General features: G+C 67.2%; 14 protein-coding genes and 1 pseudogene. 4 read left to right on the top strand and 11 right to left on the bottom strand.

The features are described from left to right. Positions 1 to 61 precede the first annotated feature (61 nt). Entirely contained in the window at positions 62 to 532 is a 471-nt protein-coding gene (locus ASG62_RS00305; protein WP_056689764.1) for an Lrp/AsnC family transcriptional regulator, read from the bottom strand. Positions 533 to 656: 124 nt separating this feature from the next. Between ASG62_RS00305 and ASG62_RS00300 the strand changes: the two genes are divergently transcribed. Further along, positions 657 to 1,271: a glutathione S-transferase family protein gene (locus ASG62_RS00300; protein WP_056689761.1), complete on the top strand. Its 615-nt coding sequence runs from the start codon at positions 657 to 659 to the stop codon at positions 1,269 to 1,271. A 301-nt stretch (positions 1,272 to 1,572) separates the two neighbouring features. Here the strand turns inward: ASG62_RS00300 and ASG62_RS00295 are convergent, their stop codons facing one another. The 4 genes from ASG62_RS00295 to trxB form a co-directional block, all read right to left on the bottom strand. Further along, complete coding sequence (locus ASG62_RS00295; protein ID WP_056689540.1) at positions 1,573 to 2,469, bottom strand: LysR family transcriptional regulator; 897 nt, start codon at positions 2,467 to 2,469, stop codon at positions 1,573 to 1,575. Between the two features lie 263 nt (positions 2,470 to 2,732). After that, a complete protein-coding gene (locus ASG62_RS00290; RefSeq protein WP_056689539.1) occupies positions 2,733 to 4,115 on the bottom strand; it encodes a virulence factor family protein in 1,383 nt (460 codons plus the stop codon). Then, positions 4,112 to 6,739, bottom strand: a complete 2,628-nt coding sequence (gene mprF, locus ASG62_RS00285; protein WP_056689537.1) for a bifunctional lysylphosphatidylglycerol flippase/synthetase MprF — start codon at positions 6,737 to 6,739, stop codon at positions 4,112 to 4,114. The genes ASG62_RS00290 and mprF overlap by 4 nt, the downstream gene beginning before the upstream one ends. A 189-nt stretch (positions 6,740 to 6,928) precedes the next feature. Next, entirely contained in the window at positions 6,929 to 7,900 is a 972-nt protein-coding gene (gene trxB / locus ASG62_RS00280; RefSeq protein WP_056689535.1) for a thioredoxin-disulfide reductase, read from the bottom strand. Positions 7,901 to 8,611: 711 nt separating this feature from the next. Here trxB and ASG62_RS25185 point away from each other — a divergent pair. Next, positions 8,612 to 8,893: pseudogene (locus ASG62_RS25185) on the top strand (transposase); the annotation flags it as partial. On the opposite strand, the gene ASG62_RS26105 reads toward ASG62_RS25185, so the two are convergent. Next, entirely contained in the window at positions 8,880 to 9,113 is a 234-nt protein-coding gene (locus tag ASG62_RS26105) for a hypothetical protein (protein WP_056689533.1), read from the bottom strand. The pseudogene ASG62_RS25185 and the gene ASG62_RS26105 sit on opposite strands and share 14 nt — an antisense overlap. Positions 9,114 to 9,261: 148 nt before the next feature. Between ASG62_RS26105 and ASG62_RS00270 the strand changes: the two genes are divergently transcribed. Together ASG62_RS00270 and ASG62_RS00265 are read left to right on the top strand one after the other, a co-directional pair. Beyond that, positions 9,262 to 11,058 carry an ABC transporter ATP-binding protein gene (locus tag ASG62_RS00270; protein WP_056689531.1) on the top strand — a complete coding sequence of 599 codons (1,797 nt, stop codon included), beginning with the start codon at positions 9,262 to 9,264 and terminating at the stop codon, positions 11,056 to 11,058. 24 nt (positions 11,059 to 11,082) lie between these two features. Then, on the top strand, positions 11,083 to 11,907 hold the full coding sequence (locus tag ASG62_RS00265) for a glycosyltransferase family 25 protein (protein WP_056689529.1): 825 nt from the start codon (positions 11,083 to 11,085) through the stop codon (positions 11,905 to 11,907). 308 nt (positions 11,908 to 12,215) lie between these two features. Here ASG62_RS00265 and ASG62_RS00260 read toward each other — a convergent pair whose 3' ends face one another. The 5 genes from ASG62_RS00260 to carB form a co-directional block, all read right to left on the bottom strand. Next, positions 12,216 to 13,289: a glycosyltransferase family 4 protein gene (locus ASG62_RS00260; protein ID WP_244487450.1), complete on the bottom strand. Its 1,074-nt coding sequence runs from the start codon at positions 13,287 to 13,289 to the stop codon at positions 12,216 to 12,218. A 217-nt stretch (positions 13,290 to 13,506) separates the two neighbouring features. Continuing rightward, on the bottom strand, positions 13,507 to 13,722 hold the full coding sequence (gene brnA / locus ASG62_RS00255; RefSeq protein ID WP_056689527.1) for a type II toxin-antitoxin system BrnA family antitoxin: 216 nt from the start codon (positions 13,720 to 13,722) through the stop codon (positions 13,507 to 13,509). Then, positions 13,709 to 13,978, bottom strand: coding sequence for a BrnT family toxin (locus tag ASG62_RS00250; protein WP_056689525.1), 270 nt, complete (start codon positions 13,976 to 13,978; stop codon positions 13,709 to 13,711). The genes brnA and ASG62_RS00250 overlap by 14 nt, the downstream gene beginning before the upstream one ends. Before the next feature lie 6 nt (positions 13,979 to 13,984). Beyond that, the gene (gene greA, locus ASG62_RS00245; RefSeq protein ID WP_056689523.1) at positions 13,985 to 14,458 is read right to left on the bottom strand and encodes a transcription elongation factor GreA; all 474 of its coding nucleotides are present in this window, start codon (positions 14,456 to 14,458) and stop codon (positions 13,985 to 13,987) included. 308 nt (positions 14,459 to 14,766) lie between these two features. Beyond that, positions 14,767 to 18,282 (bottom strand): carbamoyl-phosphate synthase large subunit, encoded by a 3,516-nt coding sequence (gene carB, locus ASG62_RS00240; RefSeq protein WP_056689519.1) that lies wholly within the window; start codon positions 18,280 to 18,282, stop codon positions 14,767 to 14,769. Positions 18,283 to 18,375 lie beyond the last annotated feature (93 nt).

Raw genomic sequence — 18,375 nt, 5'->3', positions numbered from 1 at the left:
CTCGACGCTCACCGGTAGGACCGGACGCGGCCATGGGACGTTTTCCAGCCGCGCGACCCCGCTATCGGCGCCTTGCGGCTTTCATCAGGTCGCGGCCGATCGGGCGGGGCGGTTCGCTCTTGAGGACGACGGAGGTCGTCACCGGGCCGAAGCGGCCGATGGAGTCGACGATGGTCGCAAGGTCTGCCGGGGTCGGGACGATCGCTTTGAGGACGAAGCAGTCCTCGCCGGTCACGCGGTGGATCTCCGCGATGTAGGGCAGCTCGGCGAATTGCTTGAGGCAGGGGCGGATGTGCTCGTGGGCCGTCTTCAGGCGGATGAGGGCGACCATGCCGAGCCCGAGCGCGGCGGGGTCGATGCGGGCGCCGTAGCCGGAGATGATGCCGCTCTCTTCCAGCCGCTTGACCCGTTCCGACATGGCCGGCTGGGAAAGGCCGATGCGCCGGCCGAGTTCGGAGAGGGGCATGCGCCCGTCGACCTGAAGCGCCTCGATGATCGCCATGTCCTTGTCGTCGAGATCGGGGCAGGCCATGCCGAAAACCTTCAACTCATTCGAAATGGGCGTCTTGCGCCGATGATCTCCTCTGTCACGTCCGACAGGCAGGCGCCATCTTCCCGAGGCCGGAACGATGCCGGTGACGGACGAGGAATGCGACATGCAACTGCTCGGAATGCTGGACTCCCCCTATGTGCGGCGGGTCGCGATCTCGATGGACCTGATGGGCATCGACTTCGAGCACAGGCCGCTCTCGGTGTTCGGCGACTTCGAGGCCTTCGCGGCGATCAATCCCGTGGTGAAGGCGCCGACGCTGGTGACGTCCGACGGCACGGTCCTGATGGATTCGACGCTGATCCTCGACCATCTCGAGACCTTCGTGGAACCGGAGCGGCGGCTGGTGCCCCCGACCGTCGCCGAGCGGGCGAGAGCGCAGCGTCTCGTCGGTCTCGCCTTGGCGGCCTGCGAGAAGACGGTCCAGCTCGTCTACGAGTTTCGCCTGCGGCCGCCCGAGCGCCAGCATACGCCCTGGATCGACCGCGTGCGCGGCCAACTCGCCGCCGCCTACTCGTCCTTGGAGGCGGAGATCGAGACCGGTGAAACCTGGCTCTTCGGCGAGCGCGTTCTGGCGGCCGACGTGGCCGTGGCCGTCGCCTGGAGCTTCTCGACCTTCGTCCTGCCGGACGAGGCGGTGTTGAGGGGGCGTCCGAAGCTGGCCCGGTTCGCCGAAAGGGCCGAGGCGCTGCAGGCTTTCCGAAAGGCGCCGATGGCCTGACCGGTCGCGCCGCGCGAGGCCGCGCCATCGCTCGCGCAGCCGGGCATGGCGAGGAGCCATCCCCAAAAAGAAAAAGCCGGGTTCTAGAGAACCCGGCCTAAAATACTGCCTTTTCAGGCAATCCCTTGGGAGGAAACGGTCGGGAGCGAAGCGGTGGGAGGAGGTGCCGTCCCGCGCCCGACCAACAAAACTTAACAGTTCGTTGACGCCGAGCCATCCCACTGAGCACATGGCTGCCATGCGCTGAGTGCATAGAGTCTGGGCGAGCGAAGCGCCTGCCTCTCGCAGGGCAGTCGCCCGGTCAGAACGACCAGGTGCGGGCCTTCGAGATCAGGAAGTCGCGAAAAACCTTGAGCTTGGCGGCGTTTCGCAGCTGCTCGGGATAGCAGAGATAGGTGTCGAAGGTCGGCATCTCCATCTCGGGCAGGACCTGCACGAGCTTGGACTGCTTGTCGATCATGTAGTCGGGCAGGAGGCCGACGCCGATGCCGCGCTCGATCGCGGACTTGATCGACATGAGATTGTTGATCTGGAGGATCGTCTGGCGGGTCTGCCCGTCGGGAAGGCCGACCGTCTCCAGCGTGTTGAGGTTGCGCAGGTAGGGCGGGGCGGGTTCGCCGAAGGTGATGAGCCGGTGCTGGTCGAGATCGCTGATCGTCTCGGGCGTGCCGAAGCGCGCGAGATAGGACGGCGCGGCATAGACGTGGAGATGCACGGTGAAGAGGCGGCGCTGGATGAGGTCCGGCTGCTGCGGCTGGCGCAGGCGGATGGCCGCGTCCGCCTTTCGCATGGTGAGGTCGATTTCCTCGTTGTCGAAGACCAGCTGGAGTTCGAGCTCGGGATAGAGCTCCAGGAACTCCTTCGCGCGCTCCGTCAGCCAGCCGGAGCCGAGGCCGACCGTGGTCGTGACGCGCAGCTTGCCGGTCGGCTTCTCGCGCGTCTCGGTCAGCTGCGCCCGCACCATTTCGAGGCGCTTCAGAACGTCGGCGGCGGTCTGGAAGAGAAGCTCGCCCTGCTCGGAGAGAACGAGGCCGCGCGCATGGCGATGGAAGAGCGGCGCGCCGATTTCCTGTTCCAGCGAGGCGACCTGCCGCGAGATGGCGGACTGGCTGAGATTGAGGACGTCGGCGGCATGGGTGAACGAGCCCGCTTCCGCCGCTGCGTGAAAGATCCGCAGCTTGTCCCAGTCGAGTGCCATCGTCCGTCCCCGGTGGTCGACCCACTCCATGCGCCCTTGCACGGATTGAACGTCGTGTCGCGCCAGATGGATCGTCGCCGCAGGGCCCGCCTCCTCGGCCTCCCCGAGACCCGCCGGCTCTCATCGGCGGGTCGGTCCGGGCGCGCCGACCGAAACTGCGGTGGATGATCCATCCGATATTCAGGCCATCCGTAGATCGCATTCGTGGCAAGGGATCAAGGATATCCCGCAGCCTCCGGCGATTTCCGGGCTCGGCCGTCGATCTACGAGGGCCCGAGGCGGGTTTTCAGGCCCGCGATGATGCGGTCGGCGAGCGCCGCGTAGTCGCCGTCGAAATGGTGCCCGCCCTCGGTGGTGAGAAGCTCGATGCCGGTCGCCTTGAGCGCGGGGCAGACGGTCTCGTCGTCCTCCGTGCCGTAGAGGCACTGGACGAGCTTGGGGTCCATCTTGGCGATCTCGCGCGTGTTCGTGTCGTCGTCGCTGCTGCCGACGCCGAGCCAGCCGGAGACCGAGATCTGGAAGTTGGCCGCATTGGAGAGCGCCAGGAGCGAGACCAGCGCGACCTTCGACTTCTCGGCGGGCTTCAGGAGGTTGTAGGCGGTCGGCATCACGTCCGCGCCGAACGAATAGCCGACGAGCACGACATGCTTGACGCCCCAGCGCTTGGTGAAGAGCTCGATGATGCGGCCGAGATCGGCCGCGACCTCCTCCGGCTTCTTCTCCGACCAGAAGTAGCGCAGCGAATCGACGCCGACAGTGGGCAGGCCCTCCTTCTGGAAGACGTCGCCGATATCCTTGTCGAGATCGCGCCAGCCGCCGTCGCCGGAGATGATGATCGCCATCGTGTCCAACGTCGGCTTGGCTTCCAGAAGCGTCAGGGGCAGGCCGAGCTCGTCCTCGTCGGGCGTCTCGATCGTCTCCTTCAGCGCGGCGGCCAGCGTGTCGGCGGCACTGTCGGAGGAATCGTCGACGTCGATATCCGAATGCTCCGCGACGAGATCGGCGACATGCGCGCGCATCCCGTCGTCGGCGGCCTCGGTGAAGCGCACGTCGATCGGATTGGGAATCTCGCCTTCGGTCAGACCGTAGACGGCGAGGCCGCCCTCGTCCTTGCGAAGGGCAGGCGTGCAGAGGTCCTTCTTGAGGGCGATGCCGCGGGCGGGATCGACGGCGATCGTGCGCCCGATCGTGGCGTTCGGCGTTTGGGCGGCGATGGAAAGCGCCATGGCGCCGCCGGCCCCGATGCCCGCGACGATCGGCAGATGATAGAGGCTGCCCCCGGCGGAGCGCTGGATCTCCTGGCTGACCTCCTCGATATCCGAGACGGTGTAGACGCAGTTGTCGTCGCCATCCTCGGTCTTCTTCTCCAGGGAGGCGAGATAGGAGGGCAGGTCGATCCCCAGCACATAGGCGCCTTCGCCCGTCAGCGTCGCCGAGAGCGCGTCTTCCGCGGCGCCCCAGCCGGCCTTGTCGGAGAGGAGGACGACGAGCGCCTTCACCTCGCCGGTGGGCTTGGCGATGTGCGGAGAGGGGATCGAGCCGAGATCGATCGCATCCGCCGTGACCGCGTCCTGCGCCAGGGCGGGGGACAGGGCGAGCGCGGCAAGGCCTGCGCCGACCGCGAGGCGCTTCCAATGGGCGATCATCGCTGTGCCACTCCCTTGAGACCGCCGCCGATGAGGAGCGTCACATCCACCAGGGCCAGAGCGGGGCTGAGCCCGCCGGCCGTCGTCATGTAGCGGGCGCGCCAACCCGGATGGAACTTCGCCTTGAAGGCGCGCAGTCCCTTGAAGTTGTAGAAGCGCTCGCCGTGTTCGAAGACCGTGGTGCCGACCCGGTCCCAGATCGGCGCGACCTTGCGGCCGGACATGCCCGAAAGCGGCGCCATGCCCATGTTGAAGCGGCCGTAGCCTTCCGCTTTCAAATGTTCGAGAAGGTGGACGAAGAGCACGTCCATCGCCCCCGCCGGCGCATCCGGGTGGAAGCGCATGAGATCGATCGAGCCTTCCGCCTTGGTGTCCGTGAGCAGGAGATTGGCGAAGGCGACGATCCGGCCCTCCTGCTTCAGGATGGCGACGGGCTGGGACAGCATGTAGCCGGCCTCGAAGGCGCCGAGAGAGAAGGCCTTCTCGTTGGCCTCGTGCCGGGCGAGCCAGGCGTCGGAGACGGCGGTGAGCTCGGGCAGGACGGCGGCGACGCCGGGCTGCGCGACGACCTCGAAGCTCAGCCCGTCCCGCGCGCCGCGGGCCTTGGCCTGACGCAGGCCCGCCCGCTTGCCGCCGACGAGATCGAACCGCGCCAGATCGACCGTCGCCATCTCGCCGAGCCGGAAGGCCTGCATTCCGGCATCGGCATAGAGCGACAGGGCATCGGGCGAGACCTGATAGAACACGGCCCGGCACCCCGCGCCGCGCGCCATTTCAATGAAGCGCCAGACGAGCTCCGGCCACGCCTCGCGCGGGCCGATCGGATCGAAGAGCGCGATCATCGAGCGGTTCTTGCGGCCGTACATGACGAAGGCGCGCCCGTCCTCGGAGAAGAGGAGGCTCTTGTCGCCCATCCGCACGAGATTGCCGTCGGCCTCGTCCTGCGCCGCGACGATGGCCGTCGCCCGCTCCAGCTCCTCCGGCGTCGGCGGCTCCGCATGACCGATGGCGGGGCGAACGAGGCTCCAGACGGCGACCGCGCTCGAGAAGATGACGACGCCCAGAAGCGCCCGCAGCGAGCGCGGCGCCTCCGATTCGAACTCGAACTGCCACCAGAGATCGTGCGCATAGGCGACGTCGCGATAGACGAAGAGGAGGACCGCGCCGGCGCCGATGCAGATCGTGGCGATGGCGAGCAGCCACGGCCCCGTCAGCGCCTGCCGGAAGATCGACGCCGGCCGCTTGAACTCCTTGCGCGAGGCGAGCAGCATCAGCGCGAGAAGGCCGAGAAGGGACGCCTCCGTGAAGGCCGCCGCCTGGACGAGCGTCAGGACCACGGCGACGAGCGTCGCGCCAAGCGTTCCGAGGAACGCGCCGTCGAGCCGCTGCGCGAGGCCGCGCGCCATGACGACCATGGCAAGGCCGAGAAGGCTTGCCAGGAAGTGCGCCCCCTCGACGAAGGCGAGCGGGACGTAGTCGGAGATGACGTCCAGCCGATGGGCCGGGGTCGGCGTGACGCTGGAAAGGATCAGCATCGTGCCGAGAACGAAGGAGAAGGCGGAGAGGACGGCCGGCGCGAGGCGCCCGCCGGCCGCCTTGAAGTCGAGGCCGACGCGGCTCTGCACGACGCTGCGGATCTCCGTCAGCGAGACGAAGAGGGCCGCGCAGATCAGCGGCACGAGATAGTAGATCACGCGGTAGAGGACGAGGGCGCCGAGAATCTGGTCGACCTCGACCATGCCGCCGAGCGTCGCGATCATCACGGTCTCGAAGACGCCGAGCCCGGCCGGAACGTGGCTGAGGACGCCGAGGCCGATCGCGACGGCGTAGACGCAGAAGAAGGTCAGGAAGTCGATCGTGCCCGAGGGCAGAAGCACGTAGAGGACGGCGGCGGAGGCGGTGATGTCGACGAGCGTGGCGGCGAGCTGGCGCAGGACCGTCGAGCGCCCGGGCAGGCGCACGCCGAACCGGCCGAGCCGCACCGTCTTGCTGCCGAGCGCGAAGAGAAGCGCCAGCGGCACGAGGCCGACGAGGGCCGCGAGGCGCAGCGCGGTCGGGGAGGCCGAGAGGAGCGGCGCCACCGTCTCGGCATCGACGAGAATGCCGACCGCGCCGACCACGAGCAGGCCGAGGCCGAAGGCGACGGTGACGAAGGCGATGACCTTGGCCACTTCCTCCGGGCCGAGCCCCATGCGCGAATAGCCGCGATAGCGGATCGCGCCGCCGCTCAAGGGGCCGAAGCCCGCCGTGTTGCCGACCGCATAGGCGCAGAGCGCGGTCGGCGCGACGCTCGAGATGCGAAGACGCCGCCCGACATAGGACAGCGCGCCGAAATCATAGACGATGAGGCCGAGGAAGGAGACGAAGGTGAAGACGAGGGCGAGGGCGATGGCCGTCCAACTCGTCGCGTCGAAGGCCGCCACGACCTCCGCATAGCGCACCTCGCGGGTGAGCTTCACCAGCGCATAGGCCGCGATGCCGAGAATGGCGAGCGCGGCGAGAACGCCGAAGAGATGGCGATAGGCGGCGAGAGCACCGACGATCCGGGACGTCCTGCTCGGCTTCGCCGCTGCCTTCACGGGCTCTGGCGTCGGCTTGGAGGCCTTGGGCGAGGCGACATCCATGATGGTATTCCCTGCAAGTCCGGCATTCGCGAGGCGCGCCGCCTGTCTCGACGATGCCGCCTGCCAAGGCAAGCCCGACCTGCCCCGACGTGCCGCCTGCAACGCCCCCGCACTGCGGCGAAATTAGGGTTCGCCGCGTCGATATCGACGTCGTCGCCAAGTTGTGGGGCGAGTTGTGGAGGACAGGGCCTATTCGGCGGCCTGGCGCGTCTCGCCGGCCGCTTCCGCCGCCAGCCACTTCTCGGCCTCCAGCGCCGCCATGCAGCCGAGTCCGGCGGCCGTCACCGCCTGCCGGTAGACGTCGTCCGCCACGTCGCCGGCCGCGAAGACGCCGGGAACCGAGGTCTGCGTCGTGCCCGGCTCGGTCCAGAGATAGCCGGACGCCTTCTGCCGGAGCGTGCCCTGGAAGAGCTCGACGGCCGGCGCATGGCCGATGGCGATGAAGACGCCGTCCGTCGCGCGCTCCTCGGTCTCGCCGGTCAGCCGGTTGCGTAGCCTGACGCCCGTCACCGACTTCATCGGCTTGTCGCGTCCGAGGATCTCGTCGATCTCCGCGTTCCAGACGACGGAGACGTTGTCCTTTTCCATCAGCCGGTTCGTGAGGATGCGCTCGCCGCGGAAGGCGTCGCGCCGGTGCACGACCGTGACCGATTTGGCGATGTGGCTGAGATAGAGCGCCTCCTCGACGGCCGTGTTGCCGCCGCCGACGACGACGACATCCTTGCCGCGATAGAAGAAGCCGTCGCAGGTGGCGCAGGCCGAGACGCCGAAGCCCTGGAAATGCTGCTCGGAGGGCAGGCCCAGCCATTTGGCCTGGGCGCCCGTCGCCACGATCAGCGCATCCGCCGTGTAGATCGTGCCGCTGTCGCCGCGAAGGCGGAAGGGGCGGCGCGAAAGATCGGCCTCGACGATGAGGTCGTTCGCCATTTCCGCGCCGACATGGAGCGCCTGCGCCTTCATCTGCTCCATCAGCCAGGGACCCTGGATCGGATCGGCGAAGCCCGGATAGTTTTCGACATCGGTCGTGATGGTGAGCTGGCCGCCCTCCTGGAGACCCGCGACGAGCAGCGGCTTCAGCATGGCGCGCGCGGCATAGATGGCCGCGGTGTAGCCGGCCGGGCCGGAACCGATGATCAGGATCTCGGCATGGCGCTCGGTCATGGCGGCACTCCTCGTCTGAAGGATGGCGAGCCCGAAACGTGGCGGGCCGTAAAGGTCTTTTCAATAGGCGAGCGCGCCAGGCGAGGCAATGCTCGGGCAAGGGGACCAAGCCGGAGCCCGTGTGAAGCCGGGCTTTCGAGCTCTGTTATCCATCGGCGGGCGGCTTGGCGAAAACACCCTCCGACCGAAGCCTTATCTAAGCTGCCATAGGGCTCGTGCCAAAGCACGTCGTTCCAAAGATCGGGGCGCTTGAGCAACGGGAGACGCCGTGATTGCCCAGCTTCATTTGCGGTCGTTTTTCCTCAAACGAGTTTTTCCGCACCTTGTTATTTTCGTATTTCGGGAGGGCAAGTTATTTTGAGTTGGCGTCGTGTCAAGGGCGAGTTGCCGGCAGCTTGTGTGAAGGTCGCAGAGGCGTCATGGAGACATTCCAGTCGATGAGGTAGACCATTGTCGCGTTCGGCCCGTTGCGACCGGTTATCGAGGCATGAAGCGTGATGGCGTATGAGGACGTAACGGGGGTGTTCGCCAGGTTAGGGCGTGATGGCATCACGCTGCCCGAGCGCTGCCCAGGTTCTGGTAGTGTCCGCGGTGATGGGGGAAGTTCGGACCTTTGATGGTGTGACGGAGGTCGTCACCGCATCGGCCGGATAAGGCGGAGTTGCGAGACTTCGACCTGACCGGAGAAGCCGATGACCGCTTGCCGAGCTTCTGGCGAAGGCGGGCGACGGCGATTTTCTCAGGACGATCGTCGATAGCTTGATGCAGCTTCTCATGGAGTCCGACGTGGAGGGCATGATCGGCACCGGGCGTCGCGAACGAACGGTGGAGCGGGCGACTTATTGCAACGGCTACCGGGATCGCTCGCTCGATATTCGGCTCGGTTCGTTGCAGCTCCGCATCCCCAAGCTCCGACAGGGCAGCTACTTCTCTCCGTTCCTGGAGCCACGGAAGCTCTCGGAGAAGGCGCTCGTTGCCGTCATTCAAGCTGCCGGATCGCCCGCGTCAGTGCGGTTTGTTCCAAAGTTCGCAGCTCCCCGAGGAACGCGGGGCTCCCGTTCGCACGACTTTCGAGCCAAGGCAGGTTGCGCAAGGGGCTTTGGTTGCGTAACATCCCACCCGTCTTCGAACCGTGGAAAGGGGAGGCCGCATGATCCGTTTCGATAGCCGCTTCCTCGCCGGGATCGCTCAGCTCATGGGCCGTTGCGATCATCCCGTGCCCTCGGCCTCTCGCGCCTGACGCCAGACGCCGTCCACGCCCGGTCGCGATGCGACCAGTTCTCATGTTTCCAAGCGATCTGAAGGCGCCCCGGGCGCAGAGCGCTTCGAGAAGGCGGCGTATCCTCGCGCCGAAGACAGCCATGACCTCAGAGACCTCGAAGCGCTCGGACGCGATCCGGGCGGTTCTTTCTTTCACCGTCCGCAACTGGGCCGCGGAAAAGCCGCTGGTGGCCCTGCTCGTCGTGAGCATCGTTGCCGCGACGCTGGCCGACATCTTCGTGCCGCTCTTCGCCGGCCGGCTGATCGACGCGGTGGCGGCTTCCGGCGTCGATCGCGACACGGCGTTCGGCGAGGCCTGGCCGGCGGTGGCGGCCATGGCGTCGCTCGGCCTTGCCTATGTGCTCCTGCGCCATGTCGCCTGGGCCGCCGTCGTGCCGCTGACGCTGCGCATCATGTCGGGCGTTTCGGCCCGCGCCTTCGCACGTCTCCAGCATTTCTCGACGGACTGGCACGCCAACGCCTTTTCCGGCTCGATCGTGCGGCAGATCACGCGCGGCATGTGGTCGATGGACACGCTGCACGACACGCTGCTTCTGGCGCTTCTGCCCTCAGCTGTCGTGCTCGTCGGCACGGTGGGTCTGCTCGCCTGGCACTGGCCGGTCATGGGTCTCGTCATGGCGGTGGGCGCGGTGTCCTACACGGTGCTGACCGTCCTCCTCTCGACGCGCTACATCGCGCCGGCCTCGCGGATCTCCAACCAGCTGGACACGCGCGTCGGCGGCGTCCTGGCGGATGCGCTGGCCTGCAACGCGGTCGTGAAGGCCTTCGGCGCCGAGGGGCGCGAGGAAGCGCGCCTGCAGGCCGCCATCGGCGACTGGCGCGGCAAGACGCGGATCACCTGGATGCGCCACACCTGGAGCGGCACGCTGCAGGCGGGCGTCCTCTGGGCGGTGCGGCTGGCCGTGACGGGCGCGGCGCTGCTCCTCTGGTGGAACGGCTCCGCGAGCCCCGGCGACGTGACCTACGTGCTGACGACCTATTTCGTCGTGCACGGCTATCTCCGCGACATCGGCATGCATGTGAACAACCTGCAGCGCGCGGTGAACGAGGCGGAGGAACTGGTCGCGCTTCTGGCGATCGAGCCCCAGGTCGCGGACCGGCCGGGCGCGGGCGCCCTCGCGGTGCCGGCCGGCGAGATCCTGTTCGAACGGGTGGACTTCCACTACGGACGCCACGCGAGGCCTCTCTACGAGGGCTTCGACGTGACGATCGCAGCGGGAACGCGCGTCGGGCTGGTCGGCCATTCCGGCTCGGGCAAGACGACCTTCGTCAAGCTCGTGCAGCGGCTCTACGACGTGAACGGCGGGGCCATCCGCATCGACGGCACCGACATCGCCTCCGTGGCGCAGGGCAGCCTGCGCTCCCGGATCGCCATCGTGCCGCAGGAGCCGATCCTCTTCCACCGCTCGCTCGCCGAGAACATCGCCTACGGCCGCCCTTGCGCGTCGCGGGGCGAGATCGAGGCGGCGGCCCGGCTGGCGAGCGCCCACGACTTCATCTCCGGCCTCCACGAAGGCTACGAGACGATGGTGGGCGAGCGCGGGGTCAAGCTCTCCGGCGGCGAGCGGCAGCGCGTGGCGCTGGCGCGGGCCTTCCTGGCGGACGCGCCGATCCTCGTCCTCGACGAGGCGACGTCGAGCCTGGACTCCGAATCGGAGGCCATGATCCAGGCCGCGAGCGAGCGGCTGATGGAGGGACGCACCGCGCTCGTCATCGCGCACCGGCTCTCCACCGTCGCCCGGCTCGACCGCATCCTCGTCTTCGAGCGGGGGCGGATCGTGGAGGACGGCCCGCCGGACATGCTGATGCGCCGGCCGAGCGGGCATTTCCGCCGGCTTGCCGAACGGCAGGCGGGCGGGATGCTGGCGGCCGAATAGGTCCATCGTGTAGAAGACGGCCCCATGCGGGCCGTCTTCATCAATCTCGACCGCGCGGCGGACCGCCGCGCCTTCATGGAGTGTCTGGCCGAACGGCTCGGACTCGTCTTCGAGCGCATGGCTGCCGTCGAGGCGGCCGGCATCGGCGAAGGCGAGGTCGAACGGCTCGGCCGTTCCTGGGAGCGTCCCCTGACGCGGCCGGAGCTCGGCTGCTTCCTCTCCCATCATCGGCTCTGGCAGACGGTCGCGGCCGGCAATGCGCCGATGCTGGTGCTGGAGGACGACGTGGTCCTCTCGCCGCGCCTCGCTTCGCTCCTGCCCGCGATCTCGGCGTTGGAGGCCGTCGACTTCCTCAATCTCGAAAGCTTCGGACGCCGGCGGTTCGTCGGGCGCCAGGCCCGGCCGATTGGGGAGCGCGCCGCGATCCTGCGCCTTCACCGCGACAAGTCCGGCTCGGCCGCCTACGTGCTCTGGCCGGCGGGCGCGCGCAAGCTGCTGGCGCGGGCCGAGCGGGGCGCGGCCCCCGTGGACGCCTTCCTGCACGGCCTTCGCGCGCTTGCCTCCTTCCAGATCGAGCCGGCGCTCGGAATGCAGCTGCATCTTCTTGCCGAGCGGGGGTTCGAGGTTCCGCCGGGATCGGCCACCGCGATCCAGGCGCCGCGGCAAAGGCTTCCCCTGACGCGCTCGAACCTGCCCTTCCACGCGCGCCGGCTCGCCACGCAGGTGGCGCTGGCGGGCGACCACGCGATGCGGCTGTTCGGGTGGCGCTATCGGCGGGTGGAGGTGGTGCGCGGGGAGATGGAGGCGACGTTGGCGGGGCTTGTGAAGGCATGGGGTGAGGTGCGCTGAGCGCTGATCGCTCACCGATAGCATGTGGCGCAACCCCCCTCTGCCTGCCGGCATCTCCCCCGCAAGGGGAGAGATCAGGCTGATCGCAAACGGTTCAGGCTCGTTTCGGACGGTTGAAGGTTTCGATCGACCGTCAAAGCTGCCGATCTTCCTCCTTGCGGGGGAGATGTCCGGCAGGACAGAGGGGGGTGCCTCGCGCGATCCGTGGCATATCTGGTGCCATTAAACGTGCCGCTCAGGGCTTCTCGTTAGGACAGCGTCGGGCCCCCAATCACACGGCAACGCCCTCCGACTAGCGGGCAAAAAACTCAACCCCCAGCCCAAACCCGTTCGTAAACCGCTCGAAGCTCCGCCACCTCGCGCTCCAACGGGAATTCCGCGCGCACATGCGCAAGCGCCGCTGCCGATGCCCGGCCGAGGAACGGCTCGTCGTCCATCATCTCGCCCACCGCCCGCTCCAGCGCCGCGAGATCGCCTGGCGCGACGATGCGTCCGGTCTGCCCATCCAGAATCAGCTCGGAAAAGGCGCCGACATCGGTGGCAACGACCGGCACACCCGTTGCCATCGCCTCCAGGGGCGTCAGGCCGAAGCCTTCCCAGCGTTGGGGCGCGACGAAAAGATGGAGCGCCTTGTACCAGCGATCGATGTCGCGGTGCTCGCCGACGAAGAGGATGCGGTCGGCGAGACCGGCGGCGGCGGTGCGAGCCTTTAGCTCGCGTTCTAAGGCGAGATGCTCCGCCGTCGCCCGGCCGGCGACGATCGCCGACCAGCCGGGGCGCCAGGGCAGGAGGCCGATCATGGCATCGACGAAGACGTCCGTGCCCTTCTGATGCCGCACGCGGCCGAAGCAGCCGATGTAGCGCGTGGCAGGATCGAGGCCGAGGCCGGCCTTGGCGGCGGCCGAGTCCGGGGCGGGCGCGAAACGTTCGGTGTCGATGCCGTGGCGGACGGTGGTCGAAGGGACCTGGAGATAGGCTGCCGTCTTGTCGCTTGTCGCGATCACGGCATCCATCCGCCGGATTAGGAACTTCGTCCAGCCGGTATGATGGCGCTGCGAGGCCGACGTGAAGACGAGCCGCATCGGCATGCGCAGGCCATCGCGCAGGACAAGGCCCGCCAGCATCTCGACATTGCGCCGTGCGTGGAAGACCCGCACGGAGCGGGCGGCGGGCCGGGTCCAGAGGCGCGGAAGATCGCGGACGCGAAGGCGCGGCAGATGCGCAGGCAGGCCGGGGCCGAGCACGGCGATGCCGAGGGAGCGTGCTTGAAGCGGAACGAGCTGGATGATGGTGGAGGTGACGCCGGACAGGCGGTGCTTGAAGTTCGGCGCGATGACCTCGATGTGGCGCGGGTTCATGGCGTGGCCGAGGAAGAGAGGCATGAGCTCCCCCGTTGAGGGAGATATGCCGCTCCTCGACAAGGGCTCGGGAGGCGGAGGGGCGCGCGGACGGTGTAGAGCTTGGAGATTGTCGGCCGACGTGACGACGCCAGCCGTCCACGTGAGGCGTTCCGCTCTATCCTGCTGGACATCTTCCCCTCGATGGGGGAGATCGGCCGTCTCGAGCACGGTGCGGTGGCGAGGTAGATGTTGGGAGAGGTCAGGATAGCTTCTCGGAAATCCAACGTTGAATCAGATCCTGCGGCTTGACGCCGAGCGTCTCTGCTTCCCGATCGATCTTGCTGATCATCCAAAATGGAATGTCGAGCTCGACGCGGTGCGCCTCCAGATTGGGCCGCAGGCCGGATGTCCAATCGATGAGATGGTCGATGTCCTCACCGTCGTCGAAAGCCCTGTCGAAGTCACTGGCCTTCATAGCGTTCGATCTCCAATGCTCGCGAACGGCGAACATATATCAGTCTCAGACGTCTGGAGCGATGTGTAAAGATCGCGGTCCAGTGGCGGTCGTCGAGCCGTCCAATTCCGATGTAGCGCCGCTCCAGTTCCGTCTGCGCGACGAACACATAGAAGCGCGGGTCGGCCCAAAGTCTCTGTGCCTCCTCGAAATCGATGCCGTGCTTGACGAGGTTCGATGCGCTTTTCGCAGGATCGTACTCGAACCTCGTCGTCACCCGCCCTCAGCCCCAGCGCAGCTCGATGATCTCGTAGGAGCGGGCGCCGCCGGGTGCGGCGACTTCGACCGTGTCGCCTTCGCCCTTGCCGATCAGGGCGCGGGCGATGGGCGAGGAGATAGAGATGCGGCCCTGTTTCACGTCGGCTTCTTGGTCGCCGACGATCTGATAGACCTTCTCCTCCTCGGTATCCTCGTCGATGAGCTTGACGATGGCGCCGAACTTGATCTTCTCGCCGGACAGCTTGGAGACGTCGATCACCTCGGCGCGGCCCGTGTAGTCCTCGAGCTCGGCAATGCGGCCCTCGTTCAGGCTCTGCGACTCCTTGGCGGCATGATACTCGGCGTTTTCCGAAAGATCGCCATGGGCGCGCGCCTCAGAAATCGCGGCGATGATGCGCGGGCGCTCTTCCTGCTGGCGGCGGCGGAGCTCCTCCTTCAGCGTTTCGAAGCCGGCGCTCGTCATCGGGAACTTATCCATGCCTTCAACCTCTCCGGAGCGCCGGCCATCCGGCCGACGTTCCCGTATCGCTATGCCGGGAAAAGCCCGGTCGGAATGAGCCGGGCGGAACGCCCTGGCCCAAGAAAGAACAGGCCCCGCACGCCGCTGGGCGTCGGAACCGGTTTGGTGATCGTTCATACGAGGGGTTCGACCCGCCGATGGGGCGGGCGCTTCGACCCGTCGATGTGGGAAGATGCTGCCGTCCCGCCGCTCTGTCAATTCTCAGGGTCCGGTCCTGGCTGAGGCCGCGTTCGAAAGCGCGCGGTTTCAGCCGGGACCGACCCCCGTTAAGCGGGCAGGAAGTAGGACTGCAGCGAGCGCACTTCAAGCCCGCCCGCCCGCAGCGCCTCGATCGCCTCGGAGGCCGACACCATGCCGGCCAGGGTCGTGTAGTAGGGCACGCGGTGCATCAGCGTCGCGCGGCGGAGCGACTTCGAATCGGACACCGCCTTCTGGCCATCCGTCGTGTTGAAGACGATCTGCACGCGGCTGTTGCGGATGGCGTCCTCGATATGCGGCCGTCCCTCCAGCACCTTGTTGATCTTCTGCGCCGCGATACCGTTCTCGCCGAGGAAGCGGGCCGTGCCCGAGGTCGCCAGGACCTTGAAGCCGAGATCGGCCAGACGCTTGACGGCAGGCAGCATCCCGTCCTTGTCCTCGTCTCGGACGGAGACGAAGAGCGCGCCGTGGCGCGGCAGGTCGACGCCCGCGCCGAGCTGCGCCTTGGCGAAGGCGATGGCGAAGTCGCGGTCGAGGCCCATGACCTCGCCCGTCGACTTCATCTCCGGTCCGAGCAGGATGTCGACGCCGGGGAAGCGCGCGAAGGGGAAGACCGCCTCCTTCACCGCGACATGGCGGATCGTCTTCGGGTCGATCTTGCCGCCATAGGGCGCGAAGGCCTGATCCAGCGATTCGCCGGCCATGATGCGGGCGGCGATCTTGGCGATCGGGCGCCCGATCGTCTTGGCGACGAAGGGCACCGTGCGCGAGGCGCGCGGGTTCACCTCCAGCACGAAGATCGTGCCGTCCTTGATGGCGTACTGCACGTTCATCAGCCCGCCGACATGCAGCGCGCGGGCGAGGGCGGAGGTCTGGCGCTCCAGCTCCTCGACGATCGAGTGCGAGAGCGAATGGACGGGGAGGGAGCAGGCCGAATCGCCCGAATGGATGCCGGCCTCCTCGATATGCTCCATGATGCCGGAGACATAGGTGTTCGAGCCGTCGCAGAGACAGTCGACGTCCACCTCGATCGCGTCGGTGAGATAGGTGTCGAAAAGGAGCGGGTTCTTGCCGAGCAGCGTGTTGATCTGCCCGGTCTTGTCGTTCGGATATTTCTGCTTGATCTCCTCCGGCACGAGGCCGGGAACGGTGTCGAGCAGGTAGGACTGGAGCATCCCCTCGTCGTGGATGATCTGCATGGCGCGGCCGCCGAGCACGTAGGACGGGCGCACGACGAGCGGGAAGCCGAGCTCGCCGGCGATCGTGCGGGCCTGCTCGACCGAATGGGCGATGCCGTTGCGCGGCTGGGCGAGGCCGAGCTTCATCAGAAGCTTCTGGAAGCGGTCGCGGTCCTCGGCGAGATCGATCATGTCGGGCGAAGTGCCGAGAATCGGGATGCCCGCCTTTTCCAGCGCTTCGGCGAGCTTCAGCGGCGTCTGCCCGCCGAACTGCACGATGACGCCGTGAAGCGTGCCCGCGGCCTTCTCCGCGCGCAGGATTTCCAGCACGTCCTCGGCGGTCAGCGGCTCGAAGTAGAGCCGGTCGGACGTGTCGTAATCGGTCGAGACGGTCTCGGGATTGCAGTTGACCATGATCGCCTCGTAGCCCGCGTCCCGAAGGGCGAAGGCGGCGTGGCAGCAGCAATAGTCGAACTCGATGCCCTGGCCGATGCGGTTCGGACCGCCGCCGAGAATGACGACCTTCTTACGGTCGGAGACCTCGGCTTCCGAGCGCAGCTGGCCGGCGAAGGGCGTCTCGTAGGTCGAGTACATGTAGGGCGTCGGCGAGGCGAACTCGGCGGCGCAGGTGTCGATCCGCTTGAAGACCGGGTGCACGTCCAGCCGCTCGCGCAGGCGGGAGACCTCGGCCGGTTCGCGCTTGGTGAGCGAAGCGAGGCGCGCGTCGGAAAAGCCCATGGATTTCAGGTGCCGCAGATTGGCGGCGTCCTGCGGAAGGCCATGCTCGCGGATGCGGGCCTCCATCTGGATGATGCCGTCGATCTGCTCCAGGAACCACGGGTCGATGCGGCACATCTGATGCACCTCGTCGAGCGAAGTGCCCATGCGGATGGCCTGCGCCACCATGCGCAACCGGTCCGGCGTCGGCGTGCCGAGCGCGGCGCGGATCGCGTTGCGGTCGTCGTTGGCCCCTTTTTCAACGGAATGGGCGCGAAGGCCGGGAATCTCGATCTCGTCGAGGCCTGTCAGGCCGGTCTCCAGGCCCCGAAGCGCCTTCTGCAGCGACTCCTGGAAGGTGCGGCCGATCGCCATGACCTCGCCGACCGACTTCATCGCCGTGGTCAGCGTCGTCGAGGCGCCCGGGAACTTCTCGAAGGCGAAGCGCGGGATCTTGGTGACGACATAGTCGATCGAGGGCTCGAAGGAGGCCGGCGTCGCGCCGCCCGTGATGTCGTTGTCGAGCTCGTCCAGCGTGAAGCCGACGGCGAGCTTGGCCGCGATCTTGGCGATCGGGAAGCCCGTCGCCTTGGAGGCGAGCGCGGAGGAGCGCGAGACGCGCGGGTTCATCTCGATGACGACGAGGCGCCCGTTTTCCGGGTTCACGGCGAATTGGACGTTGGAGCCGCCGGTCTCGACGCCGATCTCGCGCAGGACCGCGATCGAGGCGTTGCGCATGATCTGGTATTCTTTGTCGGTCAGCGTCAGAGCCGGCGCGACGGTGATGGAATCGCCCGTGTGGACGCCCATCGGATCGATGTTCTCGATGGAGCAGACGATGATGCAATTGTCCGCCTTGTCGCGGACGACCTCCATCTCGTACTCCTTCCAGCCGAGCACGCTCTCCTCGATGAGCACTTCCGTCGTCGGCGAGGCGTCGAGCCCGCCCTCGACGATCTCGAAGAACTCGCCTCTGTTGTAGGCGATGCCGCCGCCCGTGCCGCCCATGGTGAAGGAGGGGCGGATGATGGCGGGAAGACCGACCTCGTCGAGCGCCTCCGCCGCGGCCGCCAGAGCGCGCGTCATGTAGCGCTGCTTGCGCTCGACTTCGCCGCCCAGCCACTCGTATTCCAGCATGGCCAGCGCCTTGTCGCGCGCTTCGCCGGCCGGCGTCTCGGCGACGATGGCCGCCTTCTTGTCCTCGTAGACCTTCTTGTCGGCCTTCTTGGCCTCGGTCGCGTTGGCGAGAAGCGATTTCGGGGTCTCCAGCCCGATCCGCTTCATCGCCTCGCGGAAGAGGGCGCGGTCCTCGGCCATGTCGATGGCGGCGGCGTCGGCGCCGATCATCTCGACGTTGAACTTGTCGAGCACGCCCATGCGCTTCAGCGAGAGCGCCGTGTTCAGCGCGGTCTGGCCGCCCATCGTCGGCAGGATCGCGTCGGGGCGCTCCTTCTCGATGATCTTGGCGACGACCTCGGGCGTGATCGGCTCGATATAGGTGGCGTCGGCGAGATCCGGGTCGGTCATGATCGTCGCCGGATTGGAATTGACGAGGATGATCCGATAGCCTTCCGCCTTCAGCGCCTTGCAGGCCTGCGTGCCGGAATAGTCGAACTCGCAAGCCTGACCGATGATGATCGGTCCCGCACCGATGATGAGGATGGAGGACAGGTCGGTGCGCTTGGGCATGGCGGTCTTTCGTCGGCTAGCATCGTCGCGCGCCAAAGCCGGTCGCGGAAAAGGCTCGCGGCCGGTGGCAGAGGACGGTTCGTCAGGCTAGGA

The sequence above is a fragment of the Aureimonas sp. Leaf427 genome (genome assembly GCF_001425485.1).
GTDB lineage: Bacteria > Pseudomonadota > Alphaproteobacteria > Rhizobiales > Rhizobiaceae > Plantimonas.
The sequence above is the reverse complement of the archived record's forward strand: the minus strand, read 5'-3'. Positions and strand labels throughout refer to the sequence as shown.